The organism is Wolbachia endosymbiont (group A) of Portevinia maculata, from assembly GCF_964028525.1.
Taxonomy (GTDB): Bacteria; Pseudomonadota; Alphaproteobacteria; order Rickettsiales; family Anaplasmataceae; genus Wolbachia.
Map to the genome: position 1 here is coordinate 1,230,137 of NZ_OZ034786.1, position 13,314 is coordinate 1,243,450.

The 13,314-nt window shown below is 34.4% G+C and carries 15 protein-coding genes and 2 pseudogenes; 16 read left to right on the forward strand and 1 reads right to left on the reverse strand.

The genetic code is table 11. The features are described from left to right. The first annotated feature begins 1 nt into the window (after position 1). The 16 genes and pseudogenes from ABWU36_RS06075 to ABWU36_RS06150 all read left to right on the forward strand — a co-directional run bounded on the left by ABWU36_RS06075 (position 2) and on the right by ABWU36_RS06150 (position 12,021). A complete protein-coding gene (locus ABWU36_RS06075; protein ID WP_065094988.1) occupies positions 2–196 on the forward strand; it encodes a hypothetical protein in 195 nt (64 codons plus the stop codon). Continuing rightward, entirely contained in the window at positions 193–1,614 is a 1,422-nt protein-coding gene (locus ABWU36_RS06080; protein ID WP_353273157.1) for a hypothetical protein, read from the forward strand. The genes ABWU36_RS06075 and ABWU36_RS06080 overlap by 4 nt, the downstream gene beginning before the upstream one ends. 10 nt (positions 1,615–1,624) lie before the next feature. Next, complete coding sequence (locus ABWU36_RS06085) at positions 1,625–2,185, forward strand: hypothetical protein (protein WP_353273158.1); 561 nt, start codon at positions 1,625–1,627, stop codon at positions 2,183–2,185. Beyond that, a complete protein-coding gene (locus ABWU36_RS06090) occupies positions 2,182–3,354 on the forward strand; it encodes a phage tail sheath subtilisin-like domain-containing protein (protein ID WP_353273159.1) in 1,173 nt (390 codons plus the stop codon). Before ABWU36_RS06085 ends, ABWU36_RS06090 begins: the two co-directional genes overlap by 4 nt. A 19-nt stretch (positions 3,355–3,373) precedes the next feature. Beyond that, a complete protein-coding gene (locus tag ABWU36_RS06095; RefSeq protein WP_410541965.1) occupies positions 3,374–3,670 on the forward strand; it encodes a phage major tail tube protein in 297 nt (98 codons plus the stop codon). A 221-nt stretch (positions 3,671–3,891) separates the two neighbouring features. Then, a pseudogene (locus ABWU36_RS06100) lies at positions 3,892–4,215 on the forward strand (phage major tail tube protein); the annotation flags it as partial. Between the two features lie 36 nt (positions 4,216–4,251). Further along, the gene (locus ABWU36_RS06105) at positions 4,252–4,506 is read left to right on the forward strand and encodes a phage tail assembly protein (protein WP_264374861.1); all 255 of its coding nucleotides are present in this window, start codon (positions 4,252–4,254) and stop codon (positions 4,504–4,506) included. Positions 4,507–4,621: 115 nt separating this feature from the next. Next, complete coding sequence (locus ABWU36_RS06110; protein WP_353273160.1) at positions 4,622–6,892, forward strand: phage tail tape measure protein; 2,271 nt, start codon at positions 4,622–4,624, stop codon at positions 6,890–6,892. Further along, a complete protein-coding gene (locus tag ABWU36_RS06115) occupies positions 6,892–7,248 on the forward strand; it encodes a phage tail protein (RefSeq protein ID WP_353273161.1) in 357 nt (118 codons plus the stop codon). The genes ABWU36_RS06110 and ABWU36_RS06115 overlap by 1 nt, the downstream gene beginning before the upstream one ends. Then, positions 7,245–7,454, forward strand: coding sequence for a tail protein X (locus ABWU36_RS06120; protein ID WP_264723594.1), 210 nt, complete (start codon positions 7,245–7,247; stop codon positions 7,452–7,454). The genes ABWU36_RS06115 and ABWU36_RS06120 overlap by 4 nt, the downstream gene beginning before the upstream one ends. After that, entirely contained in the window at positions 7,455–8,390 is a 936-nt protein-coding gene (locus ABWU36_RS06125) for a phage late control D family protein (protein ID WP_353273162.1), read from the forward strand. Positions 8,391–8,442: 52 nt separating this feature from the next. Then, positions 8,443–8,982 carry an ankyrin repeat domain-containing protein gene (locus tag ABWU36_RS06130; RefSeq protein ID WP_353273163.1) on the forward strand — a complete coding sequence of 180 codons (540 nt, stop codon included), beginning with the start codon at positions 8,443–8,445 and terminating at the stop codon, positions 8,980–8,982. Positions 8,983–9,049: 67 nt separating this feature from the next. Beyond that, positions 9,050–9,271 carry a hypothetical protein gene (locus tag ABWU36_RS06135; protein ID WP_015589022.1) on the forward strand — a complete coding sequence of 74 codons (222 nt, stop codon included), beginning with the start codon at positions 9,050–9,052 and terminating at the stop codon, positions 9,269–9,271. A gap of 8 nt (positions 9,272–9,279) precedes the next feature. Beyond that, positions 9,280–9,666: pseudogene (locus tag ABWU36_RS06140) on the forward strand (patatin-like phospholipase family protein); the annotation flags it as partial. A gap of 308 nt (positions 9,667–9,974) precedes the next feature. Continuing rightward, positions 9,975–10,977 (forward strand): IS630 family transposase gene (locus ABWU36_RS06145; protein ID WP_353272868.1). Its coding sequence is split into 2 segments (ribosomal slippage): positions 9,975–10,484 and positions 10,486–10,977, totalling 1,002 coding nucleotides; the frame shifts between segments, so codons are not numbered across the junction. 114 nt (positions 10,978–11,091) lie between these two features. Beyond that, positions 11,092–12,021 carry a patatin-like phospholipase family protein gene (locus ABWU36_RS06150; protein ID WP_353273164.1) on the forward strand — a complete coding sequence of 310 codons (930 nt, stop codon included), beginning with the start codon at positions 11,092–11,094 and terminating at the stop codon, positions 12,019–12,021. A gap of 40 nt (positions 12,022–12,061) precedes the next feature. On the opposite strand, the gene ABWU36_RS06155 is transcribed toward ABWU36_RS06150, so the two are convergent. Further along, complete coding sequence (locus ABWU36_RS06155) at positions 12,062–13,300, reverse strand: IS256 family transposase (RefSeq protein ID WP_353273165.1); 1,239 nt, start codon at positions 13,298–13,300, stop codon at positions 12,062–12,064. Between the last annotated feature and the right edge of the window lie 14 nt (positions 13,301–13,314).

Here is a 13,314-nt window from a genome sequence, read left to right on the forward strand (position 1 = left end):
AATGCCAAATGACCAAAGCAAACGAGGATATACACTACCACATCCAGAAAATATTGCTGTGCAGGATGTTGTTCGTATCCGTACCACAATTGAGAAAATAGATGAAGATATTACCGAAAGAGAAGATGAGCATAATCAACTTAAGAGTAATTTTGAGCGGTTTAATTTTGAGACTTTTTTAAATTTTTGGAAATGAAAGAAGCAATATACCAAAGGATAAAGGATTTAGCAGCAAATAGCACACCTGATCAACTGGCATATCTTGCAAAATCGCTGGAATTGATAGCAGATAAAAAAGCTATTGCTGACATTGTGCAGATGACTGAGGTAAAAGAGATAATTGATGCACTACAAAAGAGGCTTAAGGATTTAGCAGAAAACAGTACACCAGATCAATTAGCATATCTTACTAAAGCATTGGAATCAATAGTCGACAAAAGTGCAGTTTCTGAAATTGTACAGATGACTGATGGTAAGCTAAAAGAACTTCTTGATAGTGCAAAAAAACACTTAACTGATCTGGATAATAAAAAAGCTAGTTCTTTAGCAGTGATCTCTGAATCAGAGAAGCAGTTATTAAAGAGAATTGATGAAAAAGGAACAACAAATTTATCGCTACTTGATACGAGAAAGAATGCCAATATTGCAGCAATAAATAGCATTAGTAACAGTCATAAAGATGGTCTTAAAGGTTTAGTGAATAACTTCCGTACTGTTAATGATGTGCCAAGTGGCTCATCAATTATTAGGGAAATAGAAACTCGAATTGAAAACATCCTTAATGAGGTAAAAACTCGGGATGAACAGTTAAAAGCGTCTCTTATAAATGAAATAAGAAAGCGCAACATGGTTGAACCAGGGTCATTACCTTTCTTATTTGGTGTACTTGGCAGAAAAAATAATTATTTTGGCCACGGAACTTTTACGACAGAGCTTGGAAAGTGGAGTAGTGATATAACAAAAACTGACTATATGTTACAACTACTAGCAGGTAGCCATACGTACAATACAGACTACGTTAGTTTTTATCGGCCAAGACAACTAAGTTTTATAGAGGGAAGCAAGGGAACATTTATTTACGGAGAGTTATGCACAAAAAGCTTTTCGGGTAGTTATGATGAGATATACTATTACCCATATGCTGCACTTGGAGTAGTATTTGTAAAAAATACAACCAATGTGAACATAAATAAAGCAATAGAATTTGTTGGATCATCGTATTCGAGTACGGAGTATGGGGGAGCAGGATTATTTGTGGGAACTCCTGATAATACTAATTCTAATAAATCAAGTATTTCAAGAATAATATGGAAAAATGTTTACCAATACACGAGTTCTGATAGCAAATTAGCTGGATCTGGTAATGTGGAGATTACAGCAGGAAAAACAGTTGCAATATTACTTTACACATCATCTTATCTGTATTCCAGAACACAAGTTAGTCAAGGTATGCTTGCATCAAATTATGTACACAACTATGGTCAATTTATTCAGTGGGGGATTTATAACATACGTAGCAATGTTCTAACTACAGGGCTTGAGATAGATGTAGAGAGAACGCTAAGGGCTTGGCAATGTCCAGGGTTAGAACGAACTAATCAAATATGGCAATGAGGAGGAATTTATGACTATTTATATACGTTTTGAAAACCACAAGCAGATTGAAACAACAACACTTGAAAACAAGCCAACAGGAAATGATTGGTATGAAGCACCAAAGAATTTTGACTGGCAAAAAAGTTATTGTTTAACAGAAGGAGAGAAAATTGTTGAAAGGAATAAGGAAGATATTGAGCTGGAATTATTGGAAAATGCGAAGCTTTCTGCACTTGATAGCATCCGTGTTTATTTTAATAATTATGCTAACAAATACGCAGGATCTTCTCATCAGAAATCTAGATCGTATGCAATACAAGCGAAAGCCGCGGAGAATATTTTAGCAACTAAAGAAGCACGCCTAAATGATAAAGATGTAGAAGTTATTGAACCTCTAGCAAAAGTCCGTGGTATTACGGTTATTGAAATGGCAAGAATAATTGAGGAAAAAGTAAAGAAAGCAGTAAAAGCAATAATGAAATGCGAGGAGTTGGAAGACATGGCGAAGAGGAAAATTGAAGAAGCTAAAAGTGAAGTAGAGCTACAGGCTTTGCTCAATGATTTTAAACAAAGAATGCAAAAAAAATGACAGAGCAATTTTTACATGGTGTAAATGTTATTGAGGTAACCTCAGGGGCCAAGGTAGTACGCACAGCTAAATCATCAGTGATAGGTGTAATTGGTACTGCACCTGAAGCAGATGGGCAAAAATTTCCACTGAATAAGCCAGTACTGATAGCAGGAAGCTTAAAAGAAGCGGTAAAACTTGGCAAAAAGGGTACTCTTTTTTCAGCAGTAAATGGAGTATTTTCCCAAATTGGTGCAACAGTAGTAGTTATTCGAGTTGAAGAAAGTGATCCAAAATTAAAAGAAGAAGAGACGCTGAAGAATATAATTGGTGGAGTTGATAAAGAAACCGGAGAATATAAGGGAATTGAGGCATTTCTTAGTAGTGAAAGTATAGTTCATGTTGCTCCAAGAATACTCATTGCACCTCAATTTACTCACCAACTACCAGAAGATGGCAAAAATCCAGTAGTTGCAGCATTAATTTCTATAGCAGAAAAATTAAGAGCTATAATAGTAGCAGATGGTCCAAATACCAATGATGAAGAAGCAATAAAATGGAGAAAAAGTGTAGGCAGCTCAAGAGTTTATGTTGTTGATCCGTGGGTTAAGGTATTTATTGCAGGAAAAGAAGAAACTTTGCCATCTAGCCCATTTGTAGCTGGTTTAATAGCAAAAGTAGATAGCGAACAAGGATTTTGGCATTCGCCTTCAAACAAAGAGATAAATGGTATTGTTGGAACAAGCAGGCCTATTGATTTTACGCTCGGTAATACAAATTGTAGAGCAAACCATTTAAATGAAAATGAAGTAACAACGATAATTCATCAAAATGGCTATAGGCTTTGGGGAAATAGAACATGTTCAAATGACTCAAAATGGGCTTTTCTATCAGTGAGAAGGACTGCAGATTTAATTAACGATAGTCTACTTCGAGCTCATTTATGGGCAGTTGATCGCAATATCACAAAAACTTATATAGATGATGTGATTGAGGGGGTGAATTCTTACCTTGCAAGTTTAAAAGCCCAAGGAGCAATTATCAGTGGAAAATGTTATGCAACTCCCGAACTCAATACACCGGCAAATATTGCAAGCGGGAAAGTGTCTTTTGATTTTGAGTTCACGCCACCATATCCAGCAGAGCAGATTACTTTCAGGTCACATCTCGTGAATAGCGAAATATTGTAAATTTTACAAAGGGGAAAAGATGTTACCAAAGATTTTAAAGAATTTTAATGTATTCGTAGATGGCCGGGGTTATGCAGGAAAAATAGATGAAATTACCCTACCAAAACTTACCATAAAAACAGAAGAGTATCGTGCTGGTGGTATGGATATTCCAATAAATATTGATATGGGCATGGAAAAGCTTGAAGCAGACTTTACTTTCGCTGAGTATGATTGGCTTTGTTGCATCGCTACTTATGAAAGGCTAACTATAGCTAGGATTATAAGCAACCTATTGAAAATCTTGTTTTTTTGCAATCAATCTGATCAAATTTAAGAATAGTAATTTATTATTTATATTAATAAACTTAATTCTATTGAAAATAGCTAAAGCATTGAAATTCTTGAATTTTAGCCGGATTAGTGAGTGGTAGTGAAATTTCTTTTACTCAAATTTAGGTATTCACTGACCGTTCTTGTTATAAATACCAGAATAATAAGCTACTGATATTCTCCATCTTTTTTATCTTTAATCCATCATAGCTAGCGATGCAACAAAGCCAGTATGATTCAGAACTATTTAGACTTTTTGGCTTGATAGATGGAAACTCAGTATCTTTAACGCTCCGTGGAGGAATGCAAGGTAGTGGTAGCAATGATATTGAAGCAGTAATAATCAATTTAAGAGGCATTTTTAAAGAATTTGATTTTGGTAGCTGGAAACCTGCTGAAAAAGCAACGCTGAAGTGTACTGTAGCTGCTCATTACTATAAACTTACTATAGGTGGTAATGAGTTAATAGAAATCGATGCTGAAAATATGATAAGAAAGATAAATGGTGTTGATCAGATGGCCTTGCTACAAACGGTTTTAGGAATATGAAAACTTATTTGAAATTTTATTTTTTTAGAGGAAAATATGAAAACAATTACACTTAGTGAATCAATAACAGTTGATAGTATCTCTGTCTCAGAGTTATCGATGCGTGAACCTAAAGTAAGAGATTTACTTGCTATAGAACGCATAGAAGGCGAAGCTTTGAAAGAGGTAGCTTTAATTGCTAATCTAGCATCTGTACCAAAAGAAGCAGTTGAAGATTTATGTATTAAAGATTATGTAGAAATACAAAAGGTGCTAAAAGATTTTTTGTCGCCTTTAGAACAGAGGACTTAAGATTCAATATTTTAAAACTTAGTTCAATAACAGGAAGTGGAATTGAGCAGATTACTAATATGGATGTAAATGAATTTTTATCCTGGATAGAAATAAGTAAAGGAGTAGCAAAAAAATGTCAATGCTTTCAATAAAGATCGGTGCAACGTTAGATGGCAGTTTTAATAGTGCAATGAAAGGTAGTGCAGCAAAGCTTTCTAAGTTGGGTGATAGTATAAAGCAGCTTGATTCGTCAATGAAATCTGTTTCCAAATTTAAGCAACTAAGTCATGATGCCCTTGAAGCTATGAAGAATTGGAAGGAAGCGGAGAAGAAAGCAAAAGAATCAGCTGCAGCAATTACTAAAGAAAAAAAGGAAAAAAACGAACCAAGCAAAGCACTGAAAAATGAATTTGAAAAATTGAAAGCATCGGCATCAAAGGCAAAAGAGGTTTATGTTAAAAAGAGAGATGCACTTCATACATTAAATGAAGAAATCAGAAAAAGTGGAAAGGATATTAAATCTTTAGTGAGGGATCAAACTAAACTTGGTTCATCTATTGAAATACTAAAAGGAAAATACAGTAAATTAGGATCTGTAATACAAAAACAGCAAAATGCTTTGGCAAAAAAAGCTCATTATAGGTCACAAGCAATGGAGACTATAGGACTAGGTCTTTCACTTGCAGCTCCAATTAAAGTTGCGATTGATTTTGAAAGTGCCATGGCTGATATTAAAAAGGTCGTAGACTTTACTTCTGGTACAAATGAAGCTGAAGAATTTGCTCAAAAATTGAAGAAATTATCCCGTGAAATACCATTATCAGCTGCAGAGTTAGCACAAATAGCTGCAAGTGGTGGACAGCTTGGTATCAACAAAGGTAAGCTACTTGAATTTACCACAACAGTAGCTAAAATGGCCACAGCATTTGATATGTCTGCCGAACAAGCTGGTGATTCCATAGCTAAACTCGCTAACATTTATGGAATTGCAGTAGAGAAGATGGAAGGAGTTGGTGATGTTATAAATTACCTATCAGATAATACTGCAGCTAAGGCAAACGATATGATTGAAGCACTTGCTAGAGTGGGTGGTAATGCAAAACAATTTGGTTTAGATATTAATCAGACAAGTAGTTTAGTAAATGCCTTCATTAGTTTAGGTAAACAACCTGAAAAAGCAGCAACTGCTGTCAATGCTCTGCTTTCTAAACTTCAAACTGCTGAAGGGCAAGGAAAAGAGTTCAAAGCAGCATTGGAATCGATAGGTATCACTGCAGAGGAAATGTCACAAAAGGTTGCTGAAAACGGGCAAAACGCTCTACTTCATTTTTTTGAAACTTTAGAAAAAGTAGATAGACAGGAACGTTCACAAATCCTTCTCAATCTCTTTGGTCAAGAATATCAAGATGATATTGCATTGATAGTTGGGAGTTTGGAAGAATATAAAAAAGCAATAGATTTTGTGGCTGATAAAGAAAAGTATAACAAATCTATGCAAAAGGAATTTAATAACCGTGCAAGCACTACAGCAAATAACTTGCAGCTACTTAAAAATACAATAGCAGAGCTAGGAATGAACTTAGGGTCAGTTATGCTACCTACTTTAAATTGGATAAGTAAGATTTTGAGGTCTATATCTACAGGTATAGCTTGGTTCGCAGAGAAGTGTCCAATTTTGACTACAGGAGTTATGAGCATAATTTCAGCTCTTATTATTGGCAAGATTGCAGTGGTAGGTTTTGGTTATGCATTTGCATTGGCTGGAGGTGGACTATTAACTTTCAATGCTATTTTGCATGGAACACTTTTGCCAGTATTAACTTCGTTATCAGCACGAGTAATTCCAGCAGTAATCATGGGACTGAAAGCTTTAACGCTAACCAATCCTATAGGAGCTGCTATTGCTGGACTATCAGTTGGTGCAGCACTTGTAATCGCTAATTGGCAAAAGGTAAAGGACTTTTTCTCAAGTATCTGGAAATCAATTACAAAACCTATAGAAAATTGGATTGGTATAGGAAAATTGTTTAATGATAATCCAATAAAAGCATTAGAGACACCAGTAGAAGCAAAAATAGGCAGTGCAACTAGTGAAAATAGAAATGTTTTTAGTAAAGGAAATCCTTTATTGAATAATAATGCTTTTAGTGGAGTTTCAAATAGTAGAACGAATATTATTGAAAGTGTGATTACGGAAAAAAGTTCTGTAGCAGATAATTCAGAGAAAGTTTTAAAAGACTGTGAAAAGTGTGAACAAAAAATTTTCAATCAAACTTTTACATTTAATATAAGTATAAAAGCAGAATCTAACCAAGACGTACGTAGTCTTGCCGATGCAGTGATAAAAAGAATAAGAGAAAAATCGCGAGACGTTCTATTTGATTCAATAGAACCAATTTACTAATGCTATCACTTGGTCAACATAAGCTTTCTCCAACAAGTGTAAGGTATAGTAAAGAAAATCGTTGGAGTACAATTGAGTGTATTGGTAAAATACCTTCATTACAAAATATTGGTCAAGGTGCAGAAAATATAGACTTAGAAGGAGTAATTTATTTCCATAATCTCAATGATTTAAATCAATTAAAAAGCATGAAAGAAGCTGAGAAAAATCATGAACCAAGTATCTTAGTAGACAATTTAGGGAATGTTTTGGGAAGATTTGTTATTGTGCGGTTAGAAGAAAAGCAAACGTCGTATTTTCCCTGTGGATTACCAAAAAAGGTTGAATTTAGCTTAAGTTTAAGGAGTTATGTATGACAGTACATTATATAACCCGAGAAAATGAAATGTTAGATTACATATGTTTTAAGCACTATGGATATAGTTCTGGAGCAGTAGAAATAGTATTGGAGGCTAATCCTGGTCTTGCAGAGTATGGAAGTTTTTTGCCTACAGGATTAAAGATCAAGTTACCTACAATACAAAAGCAATTAAAAAAATCGAAGTTAAAAGTGTGGGAATAAATGAAACCTGAATTTAGCATTGAAGGAATAAAAGATCATGTAATATCGGTGCATCTTACTGATGAATCTGGTACTATAGATGATGTCGCAGAGGTATGTGTTGATTATGGCAATGAAAATGTAGAAGTTCCAAATGAATTGAACATAGCACTAGGTTATAAGGAAACGGGAATCTTTCCAATGGGTGTATATACAGTCAATGAAGTTACGATACAAGGCCCACCTAAGACCCTACTAATAAAAGCTCATGCAACAAATTTAAGAATATCTTTGAAGGCAAAAGTATCAAAAGAATGGCACCAAATTACCATAGAAAACTTAGTAAAAGAAATAGCTCAAAAATATGGATATGGATACAAAGTCGCTGAGGAATTTAAGGATATATTGATACCCCACATCAACCAAATAGATGAAAGTGATATCAGCTTGTTAACTAAAATAGCAATAGAAAGCGAAGCAATGGCAAAATTAGCTGGTGGGTATATATTATTTATTCCAAAAGGTGCAGCAAAATCAGCAACAGGAAAGGTTTTAGGAACAACGACTATCAGACCTGAAGACACAATCAATTGGAAAGTACATTTTACTGTACGTAATAAATACAACTCAGTGATAGCAAAATGGTATAGTTATGAAAAGGGAGAGCAAATATCAGAAACAGTAGGCAGCGGTGAACCAAGTTACGCCATACAGACAATTTATCCAAATGCAGAATCAGCAATTAGTGCAGCAAAAGCCAGATTTAAGCAACTGCAGCGTAATAATGAGACTTTAGAGATGACAATACCAGGTAATCCAGAGTTATTCGCAGAAGCTAAACTTAATCTTCTAGGTTTTAATCAAGCGGTAGATGGTGAATGGATAATTAATAGAGCGGAGCATACTCTAAATAGCTCAGGCTACCTTACTATGTTATCAGCATCTTTGAGTAAGTAACGTTAAGGAAAAATAAGTATATAGTCTATTCAATGTAAAGAAACTACTGAATATGAGTCAACTGAAATGTAATGAAAAAGAAAAAATACATTTTGTATGGTTTATAATATTAATGGTATGTGTTATTATTACATATTGCTATCAAAAATCTAGAGCTAACTCCTATTATAGGAAAATATTACAGACAGCGGCTGAAAGCTGCAGTTATGAGGTTATTGAGCTTTTGGTAGGAAAAAATGTAGTATATGTTGATGAAATAGGGTCTTCTGGTTTAACACCTCTTGGCTATGCATCAAATTCAGGATGTCTAAAAGTTGTAAAATTTTTAGTGGATAAAGAAGCAAATATACATGTTACTAGTAAGTATGGAAGTACAGCACTACATAATGCTACACACTCGGGAAACTTAGAGGTTATCGAGTTTTTATTAGAGAAAGGAGCAAACCCTAATACCATAGATAATAACGGAAAGACACCAAGAGGAATTGCCGCACTAAGGTCACGACACAATAAAGACAAGCCCTATGATCAAATAATAAAGCTACTTGCAGAAGCAGAGGACCGATACGAATCAACAAAAAGTAATCGCTAAAGCTGTAAGTTTTCTATAATCTGTATATAAACTTCTAAAACTGTCCATAACAAGTTAATATTTTCACATGAAAAAGCAAAAAATCCCAATAGCGGTAATAATAACAATAGTTCTACAGACTGTAGGATTCATATGGTGGTTGGCAAAACTTGACTTACGTGTACACATCCATGATAAATTTATAGAAAAAAACCAAGGACTAATCGAAATAGTCTATCGACTTGAAGAGAGAGTGAAAAACCTCACTGAAGAAGTCAACGAACTTGAAGCTATTCACAAACACAAATAAATTTTACAGTGACAAAGTACATTTTATCTGTAGATGGAGGTGGCATTAGAGGAATAATTCCTGCCATTATTCTAGCAGAAATTGAATCTAGGACAAAAAAGCCAATTTCCCAGATTTTTGACTTAATGGCAGGCACCTCAACCGGTGGAATTATTGTTGCTGGACTTTGTAAAAGCAATAAACTTCAATACTCTGCCAATGATTTGGTTGAACTTTACCAAGAGTATGGAGCATATATCTTTCAATCATCACTTTGGAGAAAATCAATCGCTTCTTGGCTCAGCGGTTCTCAGTACTCATATAAAAATATGGAATTTATTCTCAACAAATACTTTGGTGAAAGCACTATGGCCGATGTTGCGAGTAATCTACTGCTCACCAGATACCGTCTTTATTGTCAACAAATTATTTAGCTAAAAAGAATAAAAAATAACAAAAAGTTTTAATTTAGGCTGATACCTTCTATAAATTAGTGTAACTGTTTATAAGTACTTTCAGTTTGTGTGGCGTACTTATAAACAGTTACACTAATTTTTTACTGTGCCTTCTTAGTTTTATGAGAATTGTTTTACAAAGTTACTAAGCAACTCTATTAAAGTCAATGTGAGAGGCAGTGCATCATACCAATTCCCACTATGTAAAGAACAGATAGACAATAATGGGAAAGAAGTGATACTAAAGTAGATAAAATAGAGAGGTATAAATGGCATTAAGGTCAAAACTATTAGACGAAAAAGTTGTAAATTTGGCGAAAGAAATGTTAAAAAAGGTCAGAAATAACGCATATGTTTCAAAAAAGTTACAAGCGGTGATAGTAGGAAAAGAAAGTAGTATAAGCGCTGTGGCAAGAATATGTAAAATTTCAAGGACTGCTTTGACTGAATGGATAAAGCATCTAAAATTTGGTAGAGTAGAAAGATTATTTGCCCCGTCTCAACGGCGAAGGAAAAGCAAATTAAACAAAAATCAACGTGAGCAAATTGAAATATGGGTAGAAAGAAATCCAAATATTACTATTAAGGAAGTGCAAATAAAAATCTCAGAGGAATTTGGCCTAAACATTAGCAAATCAACAGTGCACCGTGAGATACAAAGGATGAAATTTTCTTACATAACACCGAGGCCAATTCACCATAAACAAGATAAAAAAAAGCAAGAAGAGTTTAAAAAATACTTCAATAAAATAGTCAATTCCCACCCTGAAAAGGAGGTATTTTTTTGATGAATCACGATTTGGAACTCATTCAAAAATCGGACACGGATGGTTTAAAAAAGGGGTCAGAACGCAGGTTAAAATGAAAATTGGTAGACAAAATTTCTATATCTACAGTGCAGTAAATCCAAGAAGTGGTAAGAAAATTAGCCTACTTGCTCCATATGTAAACACTGATTGTATGAATATATTTCTGGAGCAGATGTCGAAAGATTTAGGCACGAAAAAAGTCTTTCTTGTAATGGATTGTGCAGGTTGGCATAGATCAAAAAGTTTGAAATTTCAGGAAAACATTACCATTATATACTTGCCTCCTTATTCACCGGAACTGAATCCTGTTGAGAGGCTGTGGCAATATATCAAACACAATACTTTACGCAACAGAGTCTACGATACCATAGGCTTACTTGAAGATGTTCTGTGTAATTTTATTGTCAGTATTTCCAGCACTACTATTAAACGAGTTTGTAATGTTTCTTATTTGTTCGATTAGTAATGGAATTTGGTATCAGTTATACGTTCAGCGAATCTATCTCTTATAAAACAAGCAGCAATTTTGAGTAACCAGGTAATAAAGATACTCAAAAACATCTAAAGTTTAGTACAAATGACAAAATATATTCTCTCAATTGATGGTGGTGGAATAAGAGGAATTATTCCAGCAATGATATTATCCAGAATAGAGCAAAAAACGGGTAAACCTATTTCTCAAATTTTTGATTTATTGGTGGGTACTTCAACTGGTGCTACTATTGTAGCAGGACTATGTAAAAAAGATAGCAAAGGAAAGCTACAATATTCAGCTGATGACTTGGTTAATCTTTATCAGGAGTACGGACCTTATATTTTTAAGTCTTCATTTCTAAGAAGATCAATATTTTCTTGGATTAACGGTGCACAATACCCCAGTAAAAATATTGAGTATGTACTTCATAAATATTTTGGCGATGATATCCTTAAAAACACTTTAAGTAATGTGTTGATTACGAGTTACGATATTCACAATAACTGCCCATTTTTCTTCAAAAGCTGGAAAGAGGATAGAAATTTTATTAAATTAAGGGATGTATTGAGAGCAGCAACTGCAGCACCTACTTACTTTGCACCTAAATATTTAAAAGTCAACCAAAAGGAAATGGTATTAATAGATGGAGGAGTTTTTGCCAATAATCCAGCAGCATATAGCTATGCAAGCAGCAGAAAGCTATTTCCTAACGATGATGTAGTACTTCTTTCCATCGGTACTGGCAGATCGTCTCATTTCATTAAATACCTCAGATCGAAAAGATTTGGCAAAATATCCTGGATTAAGCCATTGATAAACGTAATGTTTGCCTCTGGACTAGATTGTGTAAATTATCAGTTAGACCAGATTATTAACAATAGCTATATCAGAATTCAATCGCAGCTAAAAGTAGCATCAACGGAGATGGACAATACAACATACGAAAATATCAAGTGTTTAAAAAAAGAAGCACAAACGATGATTGAATGTAATCAAAAAGCAATAGATAAATTCTGTACAGTAGTATCATAAACTTTAGAGGATGTTCAAAAAAGTGTGTCAAACCGAATTTTTAGTTCAACTCAATTTTTAATCTACTAGGGAAAAAAATATCGAGTTGAGATATAGATAATGCCCAATCATGTACAGGCATCGTCCATTTTTCTTCCACCTTTCTTATAGCACAATATACCAGCTTGTACAAGGCATTTATGCTGGTGAATGCGCCTTTGGTCTTGGTAAATTTCCTAATTTGCCTGTGTAGCCCCTCGATGGGATTAGTGGTATAAATTAGCCTTCTAACAGGACCTGAATACTTGAAGTAACCAGATAAACTTTCCCAATTGTTCTGCCAAGATTTCACAACTAATGGATACTTTTCGCCCCATTTTTCCTCTAGCTCAAGCAAATAATTTTCTGCAATTTCTTTACTTGTAGCACGGTATATTTTTTTCAAATTATTCATGAAAACTTTTACATCTTTGCTCGATACGTATTTCAGAGAGTTCCTTATTTGATGCACTACACATAGCTGTACTTCCACATTAGGAAATACGCTATTTATAGCTGCAGGAAAGCTTTTTAGGCCATCGACACAAGCTATCAAAATGTCTTCTATTCCTCTCTCTTTCAAGTCATTTAATACGCCTAACCAGAAGCTAGCTCCCTCGCTTTCTGCTAAGTAAAAACCCAGTACTTCTTTTCTGCCATTTTGGTCTATTCCTAATATGTTATACATGCACTTACTTACACAGCGACCGTCTTCTTTTACCTTAAAAAACATCCCATCCATAAATACTATTGGATACACTGATTGCAGTGGACGACTACGCCATTCATTGATTATAGGTAGTAATTTATCTGTAATTCCAGATATCTCTGCTGCAGATATTTTATGGTCATAAATTTCTTCCACATATGATGCTATATCTCTGTATCCCACACCACTTGCAAACATGTTCAAGACCTTTGTTTCAAGTTCTGGATGCAGGCTTGTTTGCCTTTTTTTCACTATCTGTGGTTCAAAACTTCCCTCTCTGTCTCTTGGTGTCAATAGTTCAAATGAACCTGCACTTGTCTTCAAAGTTTTTCCATTCCTTCCGTTTCTAGGATTGTTTTCTTCGCTTTCAGTAGATAAATGATGTTCTATTTCACCCTCCAAGCTTGCTTCAAGTAGCCTTTTTACAAATGGCGTTAATGCACCTTCTTTTCCCATTAATGGTCTACCTTCTCGTATAGACGACAAGATATTTGTTTCTAATTCTTTATAATCTACCAAACCAGTAGTTCTATTTGCTATTCTTTGACTCATGTCAAACCTCCATT